Annotated in this window: 20 protein-coding genes; 2 read left to right on the top strand and 18 right to left on the bottom strand. The window is 74.5% G+C overall.

The window, feature by feature from the left end; translation table 11 throughout:
- Positions 1 to 49: 49 nt before the first annotated feature.
- The 18 genes from WFI00_RS10710 to hemE form a co-directional block, all read right to left on the bottom strand.
- A complete protein-coding gene (locus WFI00_RS10710) occupies positions 50 to 382 on the bottom strand; it encodes a hypothetical protein (protein ID WP_336632295.1) in 333 nt (110 codons plus the stop codon).
- Positions 379 to 1,596, bottom strand: coding sequence for a hypothetical protein (locus tag WFI00_RS10705; protein ID WP_336632294.1), 1,218 nt, complete (start codon positions 1,594 to 1,596; stop codon positions 379 to 381). The genes WFI00_RS10710 and WFI00_RS10705 overlap by 4 nt, the downstream gene beginning before the upstream one ends.
- Entirely contained in the window at positions 1,593 to 2,018 is a 426-nt protein-coding gene (locus WFI00_RS10700) for a hypothetical protein (RefSeq protein ID WP_336632293.1), read from the bottom strand. Before WFI00_RS10700 ends, WFI00_RS10705 begins: the two co-directional genes overlap by 4 nt.
- Complete coding sequence (locus tag WFI00_RS10695) at positions 2,015 to 5,866, bottom strand: toxin glutamine deamidase domain-containing protein (protein ID WP_336632292.1); 3,852 nt, start codon at positions 5,864 to 5,866, stop codon at positions 2,015 to 2,017. The genes WFI00_RS10700 and WFI00_RS10695 overlap by 4 nt, the downstream gene beginning before the upstream one ends.
- Positions 5,867 to 5,890: 24 nt before the next feature.
- Positions 5,891 to 6,199, bottom strand: a complete 309-nt coding sequence (locus WFI00_RS10690) for a WXG100 family type VII secretion target (protein ID WP_336632291.1) — start codon at positions 6,197 to 6,199, stop codon at positions 5,891 to 5,893.
- The gene (locus WFI00_RS10685; RefSeq protein WP_336632290.1) at positions 6,199 to 6,870 is read right to left on the bottom strand and encodes a WXG100 family type VII secretion target; all 672 of its coding nucleotides are present in this window, start codon (positions 6,868 to 6,870) and stop codon (positions 6,199 to 6,201) included. The genes WFI00_RS10690 and WFI00_RS10685 overlap by 1 nt, the downstream gene beginning before the upstream one ends.
- Before the next feature lie 49 nt (positions 6,871 to 6,919).
- Entirely contained in the window at positions 6,920 to 7,213 is a 294-nt protein-coding gene (locus WFI00_RS10680) for a WXG100 family type VII secretion target (RefSeq protein WP_336632289.1), read from the bottom strand.
- Between the two features lie 131 nt (positions 7,214 to 7,344).
- A complete protein-coding gene (locus tag WFI00_RS10675) occupies positions 7,345 to 8,274 on the bottom strand; it encodes a 4-(cytidine 5'-diphospho)-2-C-methyl-D-erythritol kinase (RefSeq protein WP_336632288.1) in 930 nt (309 codons plus the stop codon).
- Positions 8,271 to 9,344 (bottom strand): aldo/keto reductase, encoded by a 1,074-nt coding sequence (locus WFI00_RS10670; RefSeq protein ID WP_336632287.1) that lies wholly within the window; start codon positions 9,342 to 9,344, stop codon positions 8,271 to 8,273. The genes WFI00_RS10675 and WFI00_RS10670 overlap by 4 nt, the downstream gene beginning before the upstream one ends.
- Entirely contained in the window at positions 9,341 to 10,207 is an 867-nt protein-coding gene (gene rsmA / locus WFI00_RS10665; RefSeq protein WP_336632316.1) for a 16S rRNA (adenine(1518)-N(6)/adenine(1519)-N(6))-dimethyltransferase RsmA, read from the bottom strand. Before rsmA ends, WFI00_RS10670 begins: the two co-directional genes overlap by 4 nt.
- 169 nt (positions 10,208 to 10,376) lie before the next feature.
- Positions 10,377 to 11,684, bottom strand: a complete 1,308-nt coding sequence (gene hemL / locus WFI00_RS10660) for a glutamate-1-semialdehyde 2,1-aminomutase (RefSeq protein ID WP_336632286.1) — start codon at positions 11,682 to 11,684, stop codon at positions 10,377 to 10,379.
- A complete protein-coding gene (gene hemB, locus WFI00_RS10655; RefSeq protein WP_336632285.1) occupies positions 11,681 to 12,676 on the bottom strand; it encodes a porphobilinogen synthase in 996 nt (331 codons plus the stop codon). The genes hemL and hemB overlap by 4 nt, the downstream gene beginning before the upstream one ends.
- A complete protein-coding gene (locus WFI00_RS10650) occupies positions 12,673 to 13,479 on the bottom strand; it encodes a uroporphyrinogen-III synthase (protein WP_336632284.1) in 807 nt (268 codons plus the stop codon). The genes hemB and WFI00_RS10650 overlap by 4 nt, the downstream gene beginning before the upstream one ends.
- Positions 13,476 to 14,447 carry a hydroxymethylbilane synthase gene (hemC, locus tag WFI00_RS10645; protein WP_336632283.1) on the bottom strand — a complete coding sequence of 324 codons (972 nt, stop codon included), beginning with the start codon at positions 14,445 to 14,447 and terminating at the stop codon, positions 13,476 to 13,478. The genes WFI00_RS10650 and hemC overlap by 4 nt, the downstream gene beginning before the upstream one ends.
- The gene (locus WFI00_RS10640; protein ID WP_336632282.1) at positions 14,444 to 15,694 is read right to left on the bottom strand and encodes a ferrochelatase; all 1,251 of its coding nucleotides are present in this window, start codon (positions 15,692 to 15,694) and stop codon (positions 14,444 to 14,446) included. Before WFI00_RS10640 ends, hemC begins: the two co-directional genes overlap by 4 nt.
- Positions 15,694 to 16,383, bottom strand: a complete 690-nt coding sequence (gene hemQ / locus WFI00_RS10635; RefSeq protein ID WP_336632281.1) for a hydrogen peroxide-dependent heme synthase — start codon at positions 16,381 to 16,383, stop codon at positions 15,694 to 15,696. Before hemQ ends, WFI00_RS10640 begins: the two co-directional genes overlap by 1 nt.
- A gap of 10 nt (positions 16,384 to 16,393) precedes the next feature.
- The gene (locus WFI00_RS10630; protein WP_336632280.1) at positions 16,394 to 17,800 is read right to left on the bottom strand and encodes a protoporphyrinogen/coproporphyrinogen oxidase; all 1,407 of its coding nucleotides are present in this window, start codon (positions 17,798 to 17,800) and stop codon (positions 16,394 to 16,396) included.
- Positions 17,797 to 18,861 carry a uroporphyrinogen decarboxylase gene (hemE, locus tag WFI00_RS10625; protein ID WP_442928321.1) on the bottom strand — a complete coding sequence of 355 codons (1,065 nt, stop codon included), beginning with the start codon at positions 18,859 to 18,861 and terminating at the stop codon, positions 17,797 to 17,799. The genes WFI00_RS10630 and hemE overlap by 4 nt, the downstream gene beginning before the upstream one ends.
- 125 nt (positions 18,862 to 18,986) lie before the next feature.
- Between hemE and WFI00_RS10620 the strand changes: the two genes are divergently transcribed.
- Together WFI00_RS10620 and WFI00_RS10615 are read left to right on the top strand one after the other, a co-directional pair.
- A complete protein-coding gene (locus WFI00_RS10620) occupies positions 18,987 to 20,285 on the top strand; it encodes a glutamyl-tRNA reductase (RefSeq protein WP_336632279.1) in 1,299 nt (432 codons plus the stop codon).
- Positions 20,282 to 21,238 carry a LacI family DNA-binding transcriptional regulator gene (locus WFI00_RS10615; RefSeq protein WP_336632278.1) on the top strand — a complete coding sequence of 319 codons (957 nt, stop codon included), beginning with the start codon at positions 20,282 to 20,284 and terminating at the stop codon, positions 21,236 to 21,238. The genes WFI00_RS10620 and WFI00_RS10615 overlap by 4 nt, the downstream gene beginning before the upstream one ends.
- Positions 21,239 to 21,280 lie beyond the last annotated feature (42 nt).

Below are 21,280 nucleotides of genomic sequence, written 5' to 3'. Positions count from 1 at the left end.
CGCGCCGACGCACAGCGCCCTCCGCGTGGCGCCGTGAACGGCACGGGGTTCACCAGCCCGGCTGCCCCGCGCAGGACTGACTCAGCGGGAAGAAGCCGGTCGTCGGCTCCGTGAACAGGCGCCAGGCCTCCGCCGCGTCTCCGGATCGCGCCGCCTGCTCCATCCGGTGCAGCGTCGCGACGGCCACGGGATGCCAGGACAGGTAGGACGTCTCGTCGATGCCCTCGGTACCCTCCCGGAGCACCGCCTGCACGGCGGCGATGCGGGCGATGAGGGCGGGAGCCTCGGTCGGGCTCGTCGTCGCCCGGATCCCGGATTCGACGAGGTCCACGACGGGCTGACGCAGCGCCGCGCAGCGGTCCGCCAATGCCGCGCTCGTCATCGCGCGCCGGGACCTTCCGTGCTCGGCTCGAACTTCGCCGGGTCGGTGCGGCGTCCCGCGCGGAACATCTCCCGTGCCGCGGAGGGCTCCAGCGACGACGCGGCGAACATGACGGACTCGTCGGGGGCGACGTACAGCGACACCCCGCCGCGCACGGGCTGCGTCAGCAGCACCGCGCCGCCGTCGAGCGCCAAGGCGTCGAGAACGGCATCCGGCCACCTCCGCCGCAGGAGCTGCGTGCCCACCTCGATGAGCCGTGCCTGGGCGGCCGTGGCCTGCGCCGGATCGATCCGCACGGGCTGCGCGGGATCGATCCCCGAGGGCTGCGCCGCCCGGTCCGCGAGCGCGGCGCTGCGGCGCTCCTCGCGCACCCCGTCCAGCTCTCCCGCGGCCACGACGCTCTCGTACACGCCGGCAGCGGTCTTCGTCATTCCGGCGGCCTCCGCGGCCGGCATGTCGCGGCCCGTGTAGACAACCCGGGCGTTCTCGCCGGAGTCGTCGCGCGCGAGCGCGACCAGCTGCACGGGGAGCGCTCGCCAGGTGGCCAGGACCCGGAGCACCTCCACGTGCGACAGCTCCCCCGACGGCACCTCTTTCCACCACAGACCGCGCGCGGACAGCTCGGATCCCTCGAACTCGTCCTCACCGCACACGATCCACCGGCCGTCGGGCAGGACATCCGCGATCATCTCGCGGCCGCGCCACACCGCGCGGATCCCGAGCAGGGGCGTGCTCTGGGCGGGGGTGGCGGCGAGCTCGACACCGGGCGCGGCGATCCACCCTTCGGCGACACTGGCGTATCCGGCGATCATGCGCGGCGGCGCGTCCGCGCTCACGCGCCAGATCGAGGCGCCCGCCGGAACACGCGACGGCGCCGCCCACCACACCGGCAGGAACCGTGCCGCGCTGTCGACGAAACCCGATCCGCTCGCGAACGGCTCGTGGTCGGTGATGGCGGGACGATCCGCCGCGTCGGCGGGAGAGTCCAGCAGCAGGTCCGGTGAGGCGGGGAGGTTCAGGATGTCCACGAAGGCGGCATCCGCGGAGAAGGGCGACGCCGGGAAGCCGAGTCCGAGCTCGGCGTACAGGGCCTCCGGGGTGGGCGGCGATGTCAGATCGTCCAGCCGGACGACGTAGCCGGCGACCCACGGGAGCCCCCCGCGCAGGAGGGCGTCCTCGCGCGCGGCGGTGACGGCCTGGGTGAGCTGACTCATCCTCTGTCCTCTCGCTGTGTTCTCTCATCCAACCACGGCGCCCGGACCTTCTCCCGTTCGGTGCGGAGCGTGAGACGGCCGTCGTCCTCGGGCACGCCGCGCGCCCACGTGCGGCGATCGAGCGAGTCGAATCCGAGGCTCTGCGCACGCGGATCCTCCGTCGTCAGCATCACCGAGCCCCGACCGTTGGGGGCCGCCTCCACGGGGACGCCCGCGTACGTCCCGACGTAGCGGAGACGGAACACCTCGATCCGCTCGTCGGGACCGATGTCGCGGGCGAAGCGTCCCCGTCCGATCGGCGAGAACCCGCGCGACTCACTGGCCGGATCCCCCGAGACGAGCTTCCAGCCGCCGCTGCGCACGACGCGGACGTCACGCGAGCCGACGCGCGCGTACAGACCCGCTTCCGCGAGGCGGCTCACCGCGGTCCGCCGTGGGCGACGAAGCCGACGCCGGAGTGGTAGATCCCCACCAGGCGAGGGCCGTCGGGACCCACGACCCAGATCCGCGCCCCCTCGTCGAGGTCGAGCAGCCGGTCCGCCTTGTACTCGGGACGGAAGACGTCGTCGAGGTTGGCGAGCATGCCGTTCCCCGTCGCCGGCGCGGGATCGTTCACCGTGCCGCCGAAGTCGGAGGAGTACGGGATGGACAGCGCATCGGCATCGGGGGTCGTGAACTCGATGAAGGCGTACTCGGTGACGCCGGGACGCTGGAACGGGCTGGGCGATCCGTCCGCCATCGTGTAGTCCAGTCGCGCGTCGGCCACGATCTGCGTCAGGCCCGCCCACGGGTCGATGTCCGTCGCGCGGGCGACGTAGCCGGCGACCTGCGTCCAGCCCGACGTCGGGTCGAGGTAGTTCCACAGCGAGTCGATCGGGATCACCTTGACGAGCGGCGTCGTCGGCGTCGGCGGGTCGATCAGCTCCCGCACGGTGCGCAGCAGGTCGCGGTCGGCGGCGCTCAGCTGCGACGAGGGCGTGAGGCGGAGCGCGTGGACGTCCGCGATCGTGCGGCCCTGCGACTCGAGGTAGTCCGTGATCCGACGATCGGATCCGGGGTCGGCGACCCGGCCGTCCCTGGACGGCTCCGGCGCGGTCGCGGGGTCGGTCGACGAGTCCACCGCGGGCGCGGCATCGGGGGCCGGAGCATCCGCCGCGGCAGGCGCACCCGACGGATCCGCCGGGGCGTCCGGGGTCACGACGAGGTCGGCGTCGATCGACGCGTCCCAATACGTGGCGTCGGGCTCGTGCGGCGGCCACCCCGTGCGGGTGCCGGACTGCGCGTCGAGGGTCCACACGGTCGTGCCGTCGAAGTAGGCGTTGAACCAGTGCCCCGCCATCCCGGCACGATCCACGCCGACGACGCAGTGGGACCCCGCCCCGGCGGCGCGCAGCGCCGCCTCGATCTGCGCGGGCGTCGCCGCCGTCTGCGGGCGTCCGGTGGCGGCTTCCATCTGCGCGAAGTCCAGGGTCGAGCCGCCGGGCGCCTCCCGCACCGGCTGCCCGTTGAGGACGTCGTTGAGGATCGAGGAGGTGTGCCCGCAGTTCGTCGCGAAGCCGTTGGACGGATCGGTCGGGTCGAAGTTCGGGTTGATCGCCTGCACCGCCGTGTCCACCTCGGCGGTGGTGAGCTCGGTGCGGTCGATGCCCGGCGCGGCGTCCGGGGTCTCCGGGGTCTCCGGCCCCGTCGCGGCATCGCCGCCGTCGGAGGGGCCGCCCTCGGCGGCGCGGTCCGGACCGTTCCCGGCCTCGGGCGCCGTCGCGTCCGGAGCTCCCGACGGCGGTTCCGCAGGGCTCGACGCGTCGGGCGTGCTCGGCGGCGTGCCGAACAGCGACGATCCGCTCGGGGTCCGCACGAAGGGCGCCGCGAACGCTCCCGCGGCCGCGGCAGCCGCCCCGGCTGTGCCGGCGACCTCGGGATCCACGGCCGGCACATGGCCCTCCGTGGACGAGCCCTCCGGTGCGTCGGGGGCCGGTGTGTCCGGGGCAATCGCGTCCGGGGCGGTGGCATCGACGACGGGGGCGTCGACCTCCGCGAACACGCCGTCGACCTCCGGTGCACGCGGTGCGCCCGCGGTGGAGGGTGCGTCCGGCGCGGACGTCGACACGTGCCCCGGGGCGGTCGGGAGCCCGCCCGCCGCGGGAGCGTCGGGCGCCGCCGGAGCGTCCGACGTCAGGGCCGCGCCGTCGGCGGGCGGCGACGACGGAGCGTCCGACACGAGCGACGACGGCAGGTCCGGCGTCGACGGCGACGACAGGTCGAGGGCGGCAGGAGCGTCCGGCGACGAGAAGTCCGGGCTCGACGGCGCATCCGGCGTAGAGGAGTCCGGAGCCGACGGCGCATCCGGCGACGAGAAGTCCGGCGCCGACGGAACATCCGACGTAGAGAAGTCCGGGCTCGACGGCGCATCCGGCGTAGAGAAGTCCGGCGTCGACGGAGCATCCGGCGTAGAGAAGTCCGGCGTCGACGGAACATCCGGCGACGAGAAGTCCGGCGTCGACGGCGCATCCGGCGACGAGACCTCCGGGCTCGACGGCGCATCCGGGCTCGACGGCGCATCCGGCGACGAGGGCGACGACAGATCCGGGGCCGACGGTGCGTCCGGAGCGGACGGCGCGTCCGGGGAGGAGGGTCCGTCCCCGCCGAGGCTCGCCGGCAGGTCGGGGGTCGACGACGACACGTCGATCGACGCCCCGTCCCCGCCGCCGGAACCGCCGTCGACGCCGGTGCCGGGGGTCGGCGCATCGTGGTCGATGCTCACACCCGAGCCGTCGCCCGCGGTCGCGGTCCCGCCGCTGGAGCCGCCCGGCGTGGGCGCATCCGCGTTCACCGCGAGACCCGAGCCTCCGCCGGTCGACGGCGCGGCGCCCGCGCCCGCGGCCGCCGTCACGGGGACGCGTCCGCCGGCCTCGATCGAGACGCCCGACCCACCGCCGCCCGTCGGAGCCGGCCGCACGCCGTGGCCCTTGCCCGCCATCGACCCGCCCAGGAGCGAGCCCAGGACGGCGGCGCCGATCGGGTTGAACGCCTGACCGGTCATCGCGGACTCCGCGGCGCCCGATGCGAGGCCGTCGATCGCGCCGCCGCCGGCCTCGACCGCGACATGGGTGGTGCGGCGCAGCCCGGCGTTCGCGATCTGCGAGGTCCCGGCGCCGCCGATGCGGGAGAAGGTCCCGCCGGCCGCGCCGCCGACCGTCGCCGACAGCGCGGCGGTGAGCACGTTCTGCGGCTGGAAGCTCGGGTCGAGCGAGCCGCGCACCGAGTTGAATCCCGTCGTCGTGATCGCCGAGGCGAGACCGGCCGACAGCGCCTCACGGGCCACGTGCACGCCGGTGCGGATCGCCATGCGGGCTGCGCGAAGGGCCGCCATGATCAGCGCCCGCAGCTTGCGGCAGAGGTTCGCGATCTTGATCGCCCAGCGCATGACCGTCAGAGCGATCTTCGCGACCATCGCCGCCGCGCCGGCACCGAAGGTGATCGCGCCGAGGAGGGCGCCGACGCCGATCTCGATCGCGATCTCGACCGCCATCTGCGCGAGGAACCAGCCGATCTCCTCCCACGCCTTGTTGGTCTCGTCGAGCATCGACTGCGCGAAGCCCGCCATCGACGCCGCGCTCTCGCTGAGCGAGCCGAACGACGTCGCGACCTTGTCGCGGCATCCGAGCACGGTGGCCTGCTGCGGGAACGTCATCGCCGACGCGTTCGCGAACGCCCCGCCGATGCGCCCCTCGAGGCCGCTCAGCGATCCGGAAAGCTCCGTCCACGCCGATGCCGCCGCCCCGAGCTTGCCGGTGTCGGCGTCGGGCAGACGCACGCCGATCTGGGCCAGCGCGTCCTGGACGAACTCGGCGAACTCGCCGAGCGGCGACTGCGGACCGGGTCCCAGCGCGGAGGGCACCGAGACGGACGCCGGGAACGGCACCGCCGTCTCTTCGGGGATGGCGGACTCGGAGGCGGAGCGGAAGGCGCCCACCAGCTGCGCGCCGTCGTACGCCCGAGCGGTGTTGGCGATCGCGGCGTCCAGCGTCTTCAGGGTGTTGGCGGCGTTGATGACACCGGCCAGGACATCCTGCGCGTACCCGTCGTACCCGGGCTCACCGTCCTGACCCTGGGCGAACGCCTCGGCGGACTCCTCGTCGCCGGCCATCCCGGACGTCCCCGACAGGGCGGCCTGACACGCACGCGCCGCCTGCCACGCGCTCTGCGCGATCGAGTGCAGCACCTCTCCGTCCGCCGCGAGGCGGGCGGCGTTCAACTCCACAGCGGGCATCGGTCCCGTCTCCCCTTCGGTCGCTCAGCCGAGCGACGATCTGATCTGGTTCCAGGCGGTGTCGAGCGATTCGGCGGTCTGCTCGTACGCCTGGCGCGCGCCGTCGACCTCTTCCTTGAGGCCTTCCGCCGCCGTCGTCAGCGCCTCGGCGCCCAACTGCCATTTCTCGAACATCGAGATGAAGTTCGCCATGGCCGGGCCCTGCCATTCCGCGGGGAGCATGTACGCGAATCCGCCCGCGCCCTGCTTCAGCGCCGTGCAGTATGCGACCAGCTCGCCGAGGGCGTCGGCGAGGGCGGTGAGGTCGGCGGTGTCCGCCTTCTGATCGCCCATCAGTCGGTCCTTCCCAGAGAGCCGGCGAGGTCGTCGAGTCCGCCGGTCAGCGCATCCGAGCGCACGACGCCGGCGTCGACACGCGCGTCCATCGACTCCGCCGAGACGCCCGCCTCGGCGACGTCCTGCTCGACCTCGGCGAACGTCGCTCCGTCCTCGAACTCCACCTCGACGGTGCGATCGTCGTCCGCCGGCGCCGAGCCGGTGCGCTGGCCGGAGCTCGCCCGCACTCCCCCGCCGCCGACGACCGCGGCGCCGGAGCGCTCGTCGCCGTCGCGGCCGAAGAACTCGGAGATCGCGTCCGCGCGCTGCTCGCCGGTGTCGACGCGGCTGCCCACACTGCTCGACGCGGCGCCCACGTTGCGGACGACCCCGACGCGCCCGGCGAAGCCGCGCTGGATGCCGGCCTCGGTCTGCGTGTAGGAGCCGTCGGCGGCGATCAGGCCGCTCTGGAGCGCCACGAGGGACTGCCGCACGGCCGCCGAGGTGGCCAGGAACGTCGACCACCCCTGCGCGAAGACCTCGGCGTCCTCACCGCGCCAGCTCACGTCGACCGTGCGGTTGACGTGGGCGTCGACGGCCGCCAGGTTCGCGTCGAACGTCGCGACGACCGTGCCCAGCAACGAGGCGACCTCGCTGAGCGACGACGCCCGCACCCGGAACGAAACCATCCGTCATCCCTCCCCCTGGCGCTCGCGCGGAGGCGAGCGGATGTCGTGTTCAGCCGGTGAAGGTCGAGGCGATCGCGCTCTCGCTGTCCTCGTACGAGAGGGCGGCCTGGTTGAGCAGGTCGCTGATGCCCTGGAGGGATTCCTTCAGCTGGATGCCGGCCTGGTCCCACTGCGAGTAGAGCTCGTTGAAGCTCTGCGAGGCGCTCCCGCCCCAGTCTCCGGAGATGAGCCCCTCGACGAGGGACTTCAGGTTCGACAGCTGCGACTCGATCGACTGCGAGCCGCTGGAGAGCTGCCCGGCGACGCCGGCGAGCGATTCTGAGGTGACGCGGATCTCGGCCATGATGTTCCCTCTCTACGGTGATGGTCTTCGGCGGCGGTCACGCTCTCGCGACGATGCTGCCCGGCCTCAGCCTATGCACAGCCACCCGCGGAGCCCAATGGGGAGAACTCCCCATGCCGGTCGGCGCACGCTCAGCGGGCGCTCGCGCGGGCCCCGGCGACGGGGCCGTGCACCGCGAACGACGGGCGGCCGGCGCGGGTGAGGCGCGCCGCGAGCGACTCGGCGTGATCGGCGTCCTCCGCGAGGTGCACGACGGTCGGGCCGGATCCCGAGACGATCGAGGCGAGCGCGCCGTCGCGCAGCCCGGTGGAGATCGTGGTGTCCAGGTCGGGCAGCAGCCGACAGGCGGCCCGTTCCAGGTCGTTGCGGACCGCGCCGGCGAGAGCCGCGGGGCTGCCCGCGCGAAGCGCCTGCAGCACGGCCGGATCGACGTCGGTCGCCGCGGCGCGGGGCCGGATGTCGACCTCGGCGCGGAGCCGGTCCAGCTCGCCGTAGACGGCGGGGGTCGACAGCCCGTCTCCGCGCGTGGTCAGCACCCAGTCGAATCGCCCGCGCACGAGCGCGGGGGCGAGCTGATCGCCCCGGCCCGTGCCCACCGCCGTCCCGCCGAGGACGGCGAAGGGGACGTCGGCGCCGAGCTCGGCGCCCAGCTGCTGCACCTCATGCGCGCCGAGGGTCGCCCCGAGCAGCTCGTTGACGGCGACGAGGGCGGCCGCCGCATCCGCCGACCCGCCGCCCATGCCGCCGGCGACGGGGACGCCCTTGTGGATCTCGAGGCGGATGCCGCCCGTGTAGCCCACGCGACGCGCCACGAGGCGCGCCGCGCGGACGGCGAGGTTGGAGGCGTCGAGCGGGACGCCCGAGACGTCCACGTCGCCCGTGACCACGATCTCGTCGGCGTCCGCGAAACCCGCCCACAGATCCTCGTAGAGCGAGACGGCCTGATACACCGATGCGACGTCGTGATAGCCGTCGGGCTGCACGTCGCCGACCTCGAAGAAGACGTTGATCTTCCCCGGAGCGCGCACGTGGACCCGACGGTCGTCGTCGCGAGACCTCACGCGGTCGTCGATTCCGCCCACAGGTCGACGTCCACGGCGTCCGAGACGGCGTCGATCCGCTCGATCTCCTCGGCGCTGAAGGCGGGACCGTCCAGCGCCGCGATGTTCTCGTCGAGCTGCTCGGTGCGCGAGGCGCCGATGAGCGCCGAGGTGACCACCGGGTCGCGCAGGACCCATTGGATCGCCATCTGCGCGAGGGACTGTCCGCGCTCCTTCGCCACGACGTCCAGGGAGCGCAGCGCAGAGAGGGCGTTCTCGCTCAGACGTCCGCCGGGGAGCGACGAGCGCTGCTGGGCGCGGTCGGCCGTGCCGTCGCCGAGGTACTTGTCGGTGAGGAGGCCCTGCGCGAGCGGGGTGAACGCGATCGCGCCCATCCCCTCCTGACGCAGGACGCCCGTGAGACCGTCCTCGACCCAGCGGTTCAGGATCGAGTAGGACGGCTGGTGGATGACCAGCGGGGTGCCCAGCGACCGGGCGATGGCGTGCGCCTCGGCCGTGCGCTCCGCGCTGTAGGACGAGATGCCGACGTAGAGCGCCTTGCCCTGACGCACGAGCGTGTCGAGCGCGCCGATCGTCTCTTCGAGCGGGGTCACCGGGTCGTAGCGGTGCGAGTAGAAGATGTCGACGTAGTCGAGCGACATCCGGGTGAGCGACTGCTCGGCGCTGGCCAGCAGGTACTTGCGCGAGCCGTAGGTGCCGTAGGGCCCGGGCCACATGTCCCACCCGGCCTTCGACGAGATGATGAGCTCGTCGCGGTACGGCGCGAAGTCCTCGCGCATCATGCGGCCGAAGTTCGTCTCCGCCGAGCCGTACGGCGGACCGTAGTTGTTCGCCAGGTCGAAGTGCGTGATGCCGCGGTCGAAGGCGTGGCGCAGGAGCGTGCGCTGGCGGTCGAACGGGATGTTGTCGCCGAAGTTCCACCACAGGCCCAGCGACAGCGGCGGCAGGTAGAGCCCGCTCGTGCCCACCTGCCGGAACGTGGCGCTCTCGTAGCGGTCGGCGGCGGCGGTGTACGGGCGGTGGATGTCTCCGCCGCGCGTCGCGGGGAAGCGGTTCTCTGTCTCGGTCACCCGTCCAGGCTAGCCGCGCCGCCCGCTGCGCGGGCCACCGCCACGAAGTCCTCGATCGTCAGCTGCTCGCCGCGCAGCGTCGGATCGACGCCGGCACGCGTCAGCACCTCGCTGGCCTGCGCGGCCGAGCCGCCCAGCACGGGCGCGAGGGCCTGGCGCAGCATCTTCCGGCGCTGCTGGAATGCGGCGTCCACGATCCGGAACGTCGCCCGCCGCAGCGTCTCGTCGCCGCGTGGCTCGGCGTCGCGGCGGAAGCCGACGAGAACGCTGTCGACGTTGGGCACCGGCCAGAACACCTGACGCGAGACGGTGCCGGCGAGCCGCCAGGGTCCGTACCACGCGGCCTTGACGCTCGGGGCGCCGTACACCTTCGACCCCGGCGGGGCGGCGAGGCGCTCCCCCACCTCCGCCTGCACCATGACGACGCCGCGCTGGATCCCGGGGAAGGTCTCCATGAAATGCAGGAGCACAGGGACGCTGACGTTGTAGGGCAGGTTCGCGATGAGCACGGTGGGCTCGCCCGGCAGCTCCGTGACGCGGAGCGCGTCGGCGTCCACGACCGTCAGCGCGCCGGCGGGCACGCCGTGGGCGGCGGCGGTCTCGGGGAGGCGTTCGGCGAGACGGTGGTCGACCTCGACCGCCGTGACCTGCGCGCCGGTCTCGAGGACCGCCAGGGTGAGCGATCCGAGCCCCGGCCCCACCTCGACGACGCGGTCCGCGGCGGTGACCTCGCCGACGTGGACGATCTTGCGCACCGTGTTGGCGTCGACGACGAAGTTCTGACCGAGCTTCTTGGTGGGCGTGACGTCGAGATCGGCGGCGAGGGCGCGGATCTCGGCCGCTCCGAGCAGGGTCACGGGCATGGCATCCACCCTATCCGGCGCCTCTCGGCCGCCCGTGCCCGCACGCCCGTCCTCGCCGGCCGCCGACCCGTCCCCACCGGCTCCGCAGATGATCACGTACTCCGCACGAGAGCGGCGGATGCCCTGCGGAGCACGTGACATCCTGCGGAGTCGGTGTCGCCGGGGGGGGTCAGGCCGCGGCGGCGCGCGCTGCGGCGGGCAGCGCCTCGACGATCCGGGCGATCACGTCGTCGTCGTGCGCCGCGGTGACGAACCAGGCCTCGAACGCCGACGGGGGCAGCGACACGCCCTGGTCCAGCATCGCGTGGAAGAAGCGGCCGTACGCTCCGGCATCCTGCCGCTGCGCGGTCGCGTAGTCGGGCACGCCCGCTGCGACCTCGGCGCCGAAGAACACGCTGAACAGCGTTCCCGCGCGCTGGATCACGTGCGGCACGCCCGCCGCAGCCAGCGCGTCGCCGACGGCGGCGGACAGGGCATCGGATGCCGCGGACAGCCGGGCGTACACGGCGTGGTCCGCGAGCCGCAGCGTCGCGAGCCCGGCGGCGACCGCGACCGGGTTCCCGCTGAGGGTGCCGGCCTGATACACGGGGCCGGTGGGGGCGAGCAGGTCCATGACGTCGGCGCGGCCGCCCACGGCGGCGACGGGGAGCCCCCCGCCGATGACCTTCCCGAAGGTGACGAGGTCGGGGACGACGTCCTCGCCCGCCTCGGCGAGGACCTGGGCGTAGCCGCCCGCCGCGGCGCGGAATCCCGTGAGCACCTCGTCGCTGATCAGGAGCGCGCCGTTCGCGCGGCAGAGGCCCGCGAGGAACGCCGTGAACCCGGGTGCGGGCGCGACGACGCCCATGTTCGCGGCGGCCGCCTCGGTGATCACCGCGGCGATCCGACCGGGATGCGCGGCGAAGACCGCCTCGAGGGCCGCGCGGTCGTTGTACGGGACGACGAGCGTCTGGGCGGCGATCGCCTCGGGAACGCCGGCCGACCCGGGCAGCGCGAACGTCGCGAGCCCGGACCCCGCGGCGGCCAGCAGCCCGTCGGAGTGGCCGTGGTAATGCCCGGCGAACTTGACCAGCAGGTCTCGCCCGGTCGCCCCGCGGGCGAGGCGGATCGCCGTCATGGTCGCCTCGGTGCCGGTCGAGACGAGCCGTGCCTTCTCGACCGCGGGAACGCGGCGCACGATCTCCTCGACGAGCTCGGCCTCGGCGGGCGTCGGTGCGCCGAACGAGAGCCCGCGCGCCGCCGCCGCCTGGACCGCGGCGACGACCTCGGGGTGCGCGTGCCCGACGAGGGCGGGGCCCCAGCTGGCGACGAGGTCGATGTAGCGGCGTCCCTCGGCGTCCGTGATGTACGCACCCTCCGCGCCGGTGACGAAGCGGGGCGTGCCGCCGACCGACCCGTAGGCGCGCACGGGCGAGTCGACGCCCCCGGGGATGACCGCGCGGGCGCGGTCGAACAGCTGCTCGTTGGTGAGGCTCATGCCAGGGTCCGTCCCTCGTTCAGCCACCCGGCGACCTCGATCGCCCAGTAGGTCAGGATCGCCTCGGCGCCCGCCCGGCGGATGCCGAGGAGGCTCTCGCCGATGGCGCGCTCGCGGTCGATGACCCCCGCGGCGGCGGCGTGCTCGATCATCGCGTACTCGCCCGACACCTGATAGGCCCACACCGGCACGCTCGAGACCGCGGCGACCTCGGCGAGGACGTCGAGGTAGGGCCCGGCCGGCTTGACCATGACGATGTCGGCACCCTCGTCGATGTCGGCGAGGGCCTCGTTCACGCCCTCCCGCCCGTTCGCGGGATCGAGCTGATAGGTGCGCCGGTCGCCGGTGAGGGTCGATTCGACCGCATCCCGGAACGGGCCGTAGAACGCGGAGGCGTACTTCGCGGAGTACGCGAGGATCACGACGTCCGTGCGCCCCACGGCGTCCAGCGCCGCGCGGCACGCGGCGACCTGCCCGTCCATCATGCCGGACAGGCCCAGGACGCCGGCGCCCGCATCGGCCTGGGCGAGCGCCATCCGCGCGTAGACCTCGAGCGTCGCGTCGTTGTCGACCGACCCGTCGGCGGCGAGCAGGCCGCAGTGGCCGTGGTCGGTGAACTCGTCCAGGCACAGATCCGCCTGGACGGTGAGGCGCCCCGCGGCGGCCTCGGCGGCGACGGCGATCGCTCGATTGAGGATGCCCTCGGGATCGGTCGCGCCGGTGCCGGTCGCATCCCGGGTCGTCGGCACGCCGAAGAGCATGATCCCGCCGATGCCGGTGGCGACCGCCTCCTCCACGAGGTCGGGAAGCGCGTCGAGGGGATGCTGGGCGACCCCCGGCATGCTCGCGATCGGCTGCAGGGCGTCGATCCCCTCCTTGACGAAGACGGGGAGGATCAACCGGCGCGGCGTGAGGTCGTGCTCGGCGACGAGCCGGCGCACCGTGGGGCTCTGCCGCAGCCTCCGCAGGCGGCGGACGGGGTACGCGGTCATGGGGTGCCTTTCGGTTCAGCGGCGCCGATTCCGTGATCGGCGGATGCGGGGGCGTCGATCTCGGCGAGCAGCGCGTCGACGCTCTGGGTGCGCGCGGTGTGGTCCACGGCGAAGCCGAGTCGGACGGCGTCGCGCGTCGTCCCGGGCCCGATCGAGGCTACCCGGACGGACGACGGGAGGGGGCCGATCTGTCGCCGCAGCTCGCGGGCGACGCTGAGCGAGGTCAGCAGCACCACGTCGATGAGGCCGGACGCCAGGTCTCGGGCGACCGGGGCGGGCAGATCGATCCCGACGGTGCGGTAGGCGATGCAGACGTCGACGCCGAACCCGCGCAGCTGCAGCTCGTCGCTCAGGACGGCCGTCGCCAGGTCGGACCGGACGACGAGTGCACGCCCGGTGCTCTGCGGGTCCCGCCCGGCGCACCACTGCGCGGCGAGGGCGGACGCGGACGACTCGCCGCGGGGCACGAACGCGGGCTCGACACCGATGCCCTGGACCGCGCGGGCCGTGGCGGGCCCGACCGCCGCGACGCGGGTGCCGCCGGGCACGGCGACGCCCTGAGCGGCGAGCTGCTCGACGCTCGCCGCACTCGTCACGAAGAGCCAGTCGTACGCGCCCGCCGACAGCGCGGCGAAGGCGCGGTCGCGTGCCGCCTCGTCGCGCGGCGGCGCCGACGCGATCAGGGGCGCGATCACCGGCTCACCGCCGCGGCGGACGACCTCGTCGGCGACCCGCGCGCCCCACGCGCCGCCGCGCGGGATGAGCACGCGGGCGCCGTTCAGTCGTCCGGCGGCCTGCGTCATCGACCGCTCTCCGCCAGGTCGGCCAGCTCCCCCGCGCCGCCGTCGAACAAGGCGGCGACGACCTCGGCCGCCGCGCCCGCTCGACCCGCCTCGCCGGAGACCTCGGTGCGCCCGAACGTCCGCTCGATCCGGACCGAGCGCGCTCCGTCGAGCGCGTACACCTCGGCGGCGAGGGCGACCCCCGCATCGGCGGGGAGCACGCGGGCGGTGATCCCGACCGGCGCCGCGCATCCGGCCTCGAGCCGTCGCAGGACGGCGCGTTCGAGGAGAGCCGTCACCTCCGCGTCGGGGTCGGTGAGCGCGGCGAGCTCGGCGCCGAACGGGTCGTCGCTGCGCACCTCGACCGCCAGGGCGCCCTGACCGGCCGAGGTCGGCCACGCATCGAGGTCGAAGCGCTCGTCGATGCGCTCCCCCCGTCCGATGCGCACGAGGCCGGCTTCGGCGAGCACGACGGCGTCGTACTCGCCGTCGTCCACCTTCCGCAGCCGCGTGTCGACGTTTCCTCGGATGCCGCGCACCACCAGGTCCGGGCGGCGGCGCAGCAGCTGGGCGACGCGCCGCGGCGAGCCGCTTCCCACGACCGCGCCCGGGCGCAGCGCGTCGAGCCCGGCGCCCGCACCCGTCGAGCGGTCCCCGCGGGCCGTGCACAGCACATCGCCGACGGCGGCACGCACCGGGACCGCACCGATGCGGAGCCCTCCCACCGGGCCGGTCGGCAGGTCCTTCATCGAGTGCACGACGATGTCGCAGTCGTCCCGCAGGAGCGCGTCGCGCAGCGCCGCCACGAACACCCCCGTGCCGCCCAGCTGGGCGAGCGGGCCGGTGAGCACGTCGCCCGCGGTAGTGATCGGCACGAGTTCGACGGCGCGACCCGTGGCTACGCGGATCGCCTCGGCGACGGTCCCCGACTGCGTCGTGGCCAGCAGGCTCGCCCGCGTGCCGAGTCGGAGGGGCGGGGCGCTGGTCACGGCGCGATCCCGGCGAGCGCCGGCTGGAAGCCGAGGCGCTTGTTCTCGCAGCATCCGGGACGGCAGACGTCGTACCACGGGCCGAGTTCGGTCTCATGGGGTCGCGTCTCGACGGCGCTCCCCTCCACCCGCTCGACGACGAGGTCGACGAGCCCCGCGACGTACGCCGGGTGCGTTCCCGGCGTCGGGGTGCGGACGGCGGCGAGTCCGAGCTCCCCCGCCGTCTCCAGCGCCTCGGTGTCGAGGTCCCACAGCACCTCCATGTGGTCGCTGACGAAGCCGAGCGGGACGATCAGCACCGCCTTCCGGCCGCGCCCGGGCAGCTCGGCCATCGCGTCGTTGATGTCGGGCTCCAGCCACGGCACCTGCGGCGGGCCCGACCGGCTCTGGTACACGAGCTGCCAGGCGCACGCCGCACCCAGGCGCGCCATGATCGCCTCGGCCACGGCGGTGTGCTGCGCGACGTACGCGCCGCCCGGACCGAGCTCGCGCTCGGGCGGGCCGGACCGGTCGGCGTCGGAGTTCGGGATGGAGTGCGTCGAGAAGAGGATCTCGATCTCGTCGTCGGCGAAGCCCTCGGAGCGCAGCGTCGCGAGCCCGTCGGCGACGCCCTCGGCGAACGGCGTCACGAAGCCCGGGTGATCGAAGAACTGGCGCACCTTGTCGATCTCGACCAGGCCCGAGAGTCCCGTCGCCTCGACGGCGTCGGCGAGGTCCTCGCGGTACTGGCGACACGACGAGTAGGAGCTGTAGGCGCTCGTCGCGATCGCGAGCAGGCGCGAGCGGCCGTCGTCGTGCGCGGACCGGAGCGCGTCGGCGACGTAGGGCATCCAGTTGCGGTTGCCCCAGTAGACGGGCAGGTCGATCGCGCGGGCGGCGAGCTCGGCGTCGAGGGCGGCCTTCAGCTCGCGGTTGTGCTCGTTGATCGGCGAGACGCCGCCGAAGTGGCGGTAGTGGTGGGCGACCTCCTCGAGGCGCTCGTCGGGGATCCCCCGCCCCGCCGTCACGTTGCGCAGGAACGGGATGACGTCGTCCTGCCCCTCCGGGCCGCCGAAGCCGAGCAGCAGGATGCCGTCGTACGCGGTCGGCGCGGACACGTGCGGATCGCCGGGGGCGGCCGCCGCCGACGCGGCCGGCACACGGCACTCGTCGCCCTCGACGCTCGAACACGGCGGCACTCCGGTGGCGCGGGGCGGCTTCGGCCGGAACGCGACGTCGCCCGTGGCCGTCAGCCTCTCGGCGGCCATCAGTTCAGCACCTCTGCGAGCTCGGCGATCTCGATCCGGCGCCCGGTGTAGAAGGGCACCTCCTCGCGCACGTGGCGGCGCGCATCGGTCGCGCGCAGGTCGCGCATCATGTCGACGAGGTGGATCGGGTCGTCGGCCTCGAGCGGCAGCAGCCACTCGTAGTCGCTGAGCCCGAACGTCGAGACGGTGTTGGCGACGACGTCGGTGAACGCGGCGCCCTTGCGGCCGTGCTCGGCGAGCATCGCCGCGCGTTCCTCCGCCGGGAGCAGATACCACTCGTAGCTCCGGACGAACGGATAGAGGCACAGCCAGCCCCGCGCGTGCTCTCCGCGGAGATACCCCGGGACGTGGCGCTTGTTGAACTCGGCGTCGCGGTGGACGCCCATGACGCTCCACACGTTCTCGAACTCGGCCAGCGCGGAGGTGCGTCGCAGCGCCCGCAGCGCCCGCTGCAGGGACGCCGGGTCGTCGGCACTGCCCGGGATCGTGTGGAGCCACACCATCAGATCCGCCTCGGCGCGCATCCCGGTGACGTCGTAGAGGCCGCGGAGGGCGACTCCGTCCGCCTCGAGCACCGCGGCGACCGCCTCCAGTTCGGCGAGCGCGGCGGCGTCCGGCGCGATGCCGCGCGGCCGCGGGCCGGCGAGCACGGCGAAGAGGGTGTAGCCGAGCGGGGTGGGATCGGTCATGCGGGGCTCCTCAGATGGTGACGGATGGACGGGAAGAGAAGGGCGCCGACGCGGCGTCGGCGACGAGCGCGGCGGCGAGTGCGCGTGCGTGCGGCAGGACGGCGGCGAGCCCGGTTCCGGCGACGACGGCTCCGGCGAGGTCGAGGCCGCGGGCGGCGGCGGCGTCGCGGAGCGCGTCCGTGCCGCCGGCGGCCACCGCGTCCGGCCAGTCCTGCACGATCGTCGCCACGATGTCGGCGGGCAGGATCTCGAGACCGGTGAGCAGGGAGAGCTCGCGGGCGACGTCCGCCGCATCCGCCAGCCCCGGGGCGTCGGCATCCCGCGCGGACAGGCGCACGATGTGCCGTCCTGCCGGGGCGGCCTCGGCGGCCCAGGACCACTTGGCGCTCACGTGCGTGAGCGCCTTGGCCGCGGTGGGCAGCACCGGATCGACGATGACGCCGGAGCCGACGGGGAAGGAATCGAGCCCGCGATGGTCGACCGCGGCGGCGACCACGCGCACCCGACCGCCGGACGGGGCGTCCGACGGGTGCGCTCCGACCAGTCGAGCGGATGCCGCGGGGCCGGCCCCGACGACCACCCGGCGGGCGGCGACCGATCCGGCGTCGGTGTGGACGACGAAGCCGTCGGGCCGTGTGCCGGACACCCGGCGCACCGCGGTCCCGGTGAGCACGCGCGCACCCTGGACGACGGCGGCGCGCGCGAGGGCGTCGGGAAGGCGCCACATCCCCCCGGCGATCCCGGCGACCGCGGCCCCCGCCCGGGCGTCCTGGGCGACGAGCCCCGCCGCCCGCACGAGCGATCCCTGCTCGCGGTACGCCCGCCACAGGCCGGGGTGCAGCGCGGAGAGGCGCACGTCGGCGGCGGGTCGGGAGTACACGCTGCGGCACAGGGTGTCCACGACCCGCGTCGCGAGGACCTCGCCGCAGCGCGCGGCCACGAGCGCGAACAGGGACGGCTCCTCGCCCCCGTCGGCGGGCAGATCCACCTCGGCCGCGACGCGCGCCGCCGCCTCCGCGCCGATGAGCTCGACGACGTCGGCCGCGAGAGGATCGGCCGGGATCCCGAGCACGGTCCGGCGCGGCAGCGGGGCGCGCACGACGCTGAGCGCGGCGCCCGCGTCGGCGGCGACGGCCAGGTGCGCGCCGCCGGGGCGCGGAGCGACGATCTCGAGCGGCAGTCCCGCATCCGCGATGACGGCGGCGACCGCGTCGGTGCGGGTCGCGAACGACTCCGCGCCGAGGTCGACGTCCAGGCCCGCGAGCGTCCCGCGCCTCAGCAGCCCGCCCACCTGGTCGGCGGCGTCGCAGACGACCACCGACACGCCGGAGCGCGCGAGGTCGTGGGCGACGGCGAGGCCGGCGACCCCCGCGCCGACGACGACGACGTCGGCGTCCGCGGGAACGGCGCCGCTCATTCCGCGCGCCAGTCGTGGACCGTGCGCACGAGGTCGGTGAGCACGGCGGGGTCGGTGTCCATGGGCACCCCGTGGCCGAGGTTGAAGACGTGCGCGCGGGCCGCGAGCCCCGCCGTCAGCGTCTCGTGCACGGCGGCGCGGCGCGTCTCGGCCGGCGCGAACAGCAGCGCAGGGTCGAGGTTGCCCTGCAGGGTGAGATCCGCCCCGATGCGCCTGGCCGCGACGTCGAGCGGCACGCGGTAGTCGACGCCGAGCGCATCCACGCCGATCGAGGCCATGTCGGCGAGGATCTCGCCCGTGCCGACCCCGAAGTGGATGATCGGCACGCCCTCCGGCGCGCCGGGGAGGTCGAGCGCGCGCACCGCGTCCAGCGCGGCGGCGGAGGCGGGGAGCACCCGGCGCCGGTAGTCGGCGGGGGCGACGGCGCCCGCCCACGAGTCGAAGAGCTGCGCCGCGCTCGCCCCCGCCTGCACCTGCAGTGCGAGGAAGCGCCCGGTGACCGCCGCGAGCCACGCGGTGAGGTCCTGCCAGGCCGCGGGGTCGGAGTGCAGCAGGCTGCGCGCGCCGAGGTGGTCCTTGGACGGCCCGCCCTCCACGACGTAGGCGGCGAGGGTGAAGGGCGCCCCGGCGAAGCCGATCAGCGGGATCGGCTCGCCGCGGTCGGCGGACACCTCCGCGAGCATGTCGGTCGTCCGCGTCACCGCCTCGGCGACCGCCTCGCCGCGCTCGAGGACGAGATCGGGGTCGATCTCCACGAGACGCGCGATCTGGGCGGCGGTGCGCACGGGTTCGGCGAACACGGGCCCCCGTCCGGCGGCGATCTCGACGTCCAGCCCGACGAGCTTCAGCGGCACGACGATGTCGCTGAAGAACACCGCGGCGTCCACGGCGTGACGGCGCACCGGCTGCAGCGTGATCTCGCTGGCCAGTGCCGGATCCAGACACGCCTCGAGCATCGTCCCGCGGCTGCGCAGCGCCCGGTACTCGGGCAGCGAGCGGCCCGCCTGCCGCATGAACCAGACCGGCGTCGTCTCCGGGCGGTGCCCCCGGAGCGCCTGCACCAGACGCGAAGAGGCGGTGTCGTGCAGGGCGAGCGGGTGCGGAGCGTGCAAAAGACAGCCTTCGAATCGGAGCGGGAGGGAGTTAATCGTTATACTACCCACGATCCGAAAAGAGGTTCCCGCCCGTGCTCGTCTGCCTGACCGCGCATCACCGCACGACCTCGCTCGAAGACCTGGAGCGCCTCTCGGTCGTCGGCGACGCCGCCGCGGCCGAGCTCGCCGGCGCGCACGACGCGATCCGCGGGGCCGTGGTCCTCGCCACCTGCAACCGCTTCGAGGCGTACTTCGACGTCGCCGACGCCCCCGACGCGTCGCCCCTGCCGGCGATGGATGCCGCCATGGAGCGCATCGCCGGCCTCGCCTCTCTGCCGTTCCGGCGCGTGCGCGAGACGGTCGACTTCGCCCACGGCAACGGCGTCGCCCAGCACTTGTTCTCCGTCGCCGCGGGGCTCGACTCGATCGCCGTCGGCGAGGACGAGATCTCCGGTCAGGTCGGGCGCGCGCTCGAGGCCGCGCGTCGCGACGGCGTCACGACGGGGCCGCTCGAGCACCTCTTCCAGCGGGCGACCGAGACCTCGCGCGCGGTGAAGAACTCCACCCGGCTCGGCGAGTCCGGCCGGTCGCTCGTGCGCCTCGCCGTCGAGCTCGCCGGTTCGCGCGTCGGCGCGTGGGAGCAGGCCCGCGTCCTCCTCGTCGGCACGGGCCGGTACGCCGCCGCATCCCTCGCGGCGCTCCGGGCGGTCGGAGCGACGGACATCCGCGTGCACTCCCCGTCGGGCCGGCGCCGGTTCGCCCAGCGGGAGCACCTCGTGACCGTCGACGCCGAGCGGTTCGCCCACGAGGCGGCCGCGGCCGACGTCGTCGTCACCTGCACGACCACGACCGTCCACGCCCCCGTCCTCACCGTCGAGGACCACGGCGCCGCGCGCGCAGCGCTTCCCGTCGTGCGCGATCAGCTGGTCATCGACCTGGGGATGCCCCGCAACGTCGACCCCGGGCTGCGGGCCCTCCCCGGCGTCGAGGTGCTCGATCTCGACACGATCCGGGTGCACGCGCCCATCGACGAGTTCGCCACGATCGACGAGGCGCGCCTGATCGTCGAGACCGCGGCACAGCGTCACGCCAGGGCGCGCCGCGTGCACGAGGTCGCGCCCGCCGTCGTCGACATGCGCACCCACGTCCACACCGTGCTCGACGCCGAGATCGCGCGGGCCCGCGCCCGCGGCGCCGGCGAGGACACCGAGGCGGCGCTCCGGCACTTCTCCGGCGCGCTCCTGCACGGCCTCATCGCCCAGGGCCACGCTCTCGCCGCCACCGGCGAGGGCCCCGCGTGGCGGGACGCGGTCGCCACCGTCTTCCCCGCCGCCGACCCCCTCGCGGAACGGAGCCCGCGGCCGCGCGATGCGCGGCGCGACCTCGGATGAGCCGGGTCACGCTCCGGGACGTCGCCGAACGCGCCGGCGTGTCGACCGCCGCGACGAGCCAGGCGCTCAACGACCGCGGGAATCTCCGCGCCGAGACCCGGGAGCGCATCAAGGCGATCGCGGCGGAGCTCGGCTACTCGCCGAACAAGCACGCCGCGGCGCTGCGCAGCGGCCGGGCGATGTCGGTCGGGTTCGTCATGGCGGCGACGTCGCTCCAGGACGGACGCCGGGCGCTCCAGAGGGCCCGCCAGCTCGACGCGCTCGTCGGCGCCGGCGCCGTGCGCGGGTTCACCGTCACCGTCCTGCCCGCCTCGCGGCCGGACCTGCTCGCCGGGGCGGAGATCGACGCGCTGTTCTTCCCCGACCCGGCCGATGATCGCGCGATCCTGCGCGAGGCGATCGCCGCCGGCATCCCGGTCGCCGCCAACGACCTGAGCGTGCCGGACGGTCTGACGATCCGCACCGGCTACCCCGCGGCGGTCCGCCTGGGTCTCGCCCACCTGGAGGAGACCGGCGCCCGGCGCATCGGCTTCCTGGTGGACGAGAGCGAGGTGCCGCGCGATCAGCTCGGTGAGAGCGCCTACCTCGCGTGGAGCGCCGTCCGGGGCCGGCAGCCCGTCGTGGCGCGCGTCGACGCCGACCGCCGCCGCCTGATGAGCGCGCTCCACGTGCTGCTCGACGCGGGCGTGGACGCCGTGTTCGCATTCTGCGAGGAGGGGGCGGAGATCTACCTCCACCTCGAGGAGATCGGCGTCGTCCTACCGCGCGACCTGCAGCTGATCGCTCTGTGCACGACCGACTGCGGCCTCGGGGAGCGGCTCGGGATCACCCAGGTGTGCGTCTACCCCGATCGCGCCGCCGACGCCGTGTTCGAGGCGATCGACGCGGGCATCGTGTCCCCCGGCTCGGTCGAGCTGCCCGTGGACCTCATCCGCGGCTCCACCACCCGCTGACCGCCCTCTCCTCCCACTCCGCCGTGCGCGCGTCCGCGAGAC

The sequence above is a fragment of the Microbacterium sp. MMO-56 genome (assembly GCF_037146215.1).
Taxonomy (GTDB): Bacteria; Actinomycetota; Actinomycetes; order Actinomycetales; family Microbacteriaceae; genus Microbacterium.
Note: the sequence above shows the minus strand (reverse complement) of the source record. Positions and strands in the feature narration are given on the sequence as shown.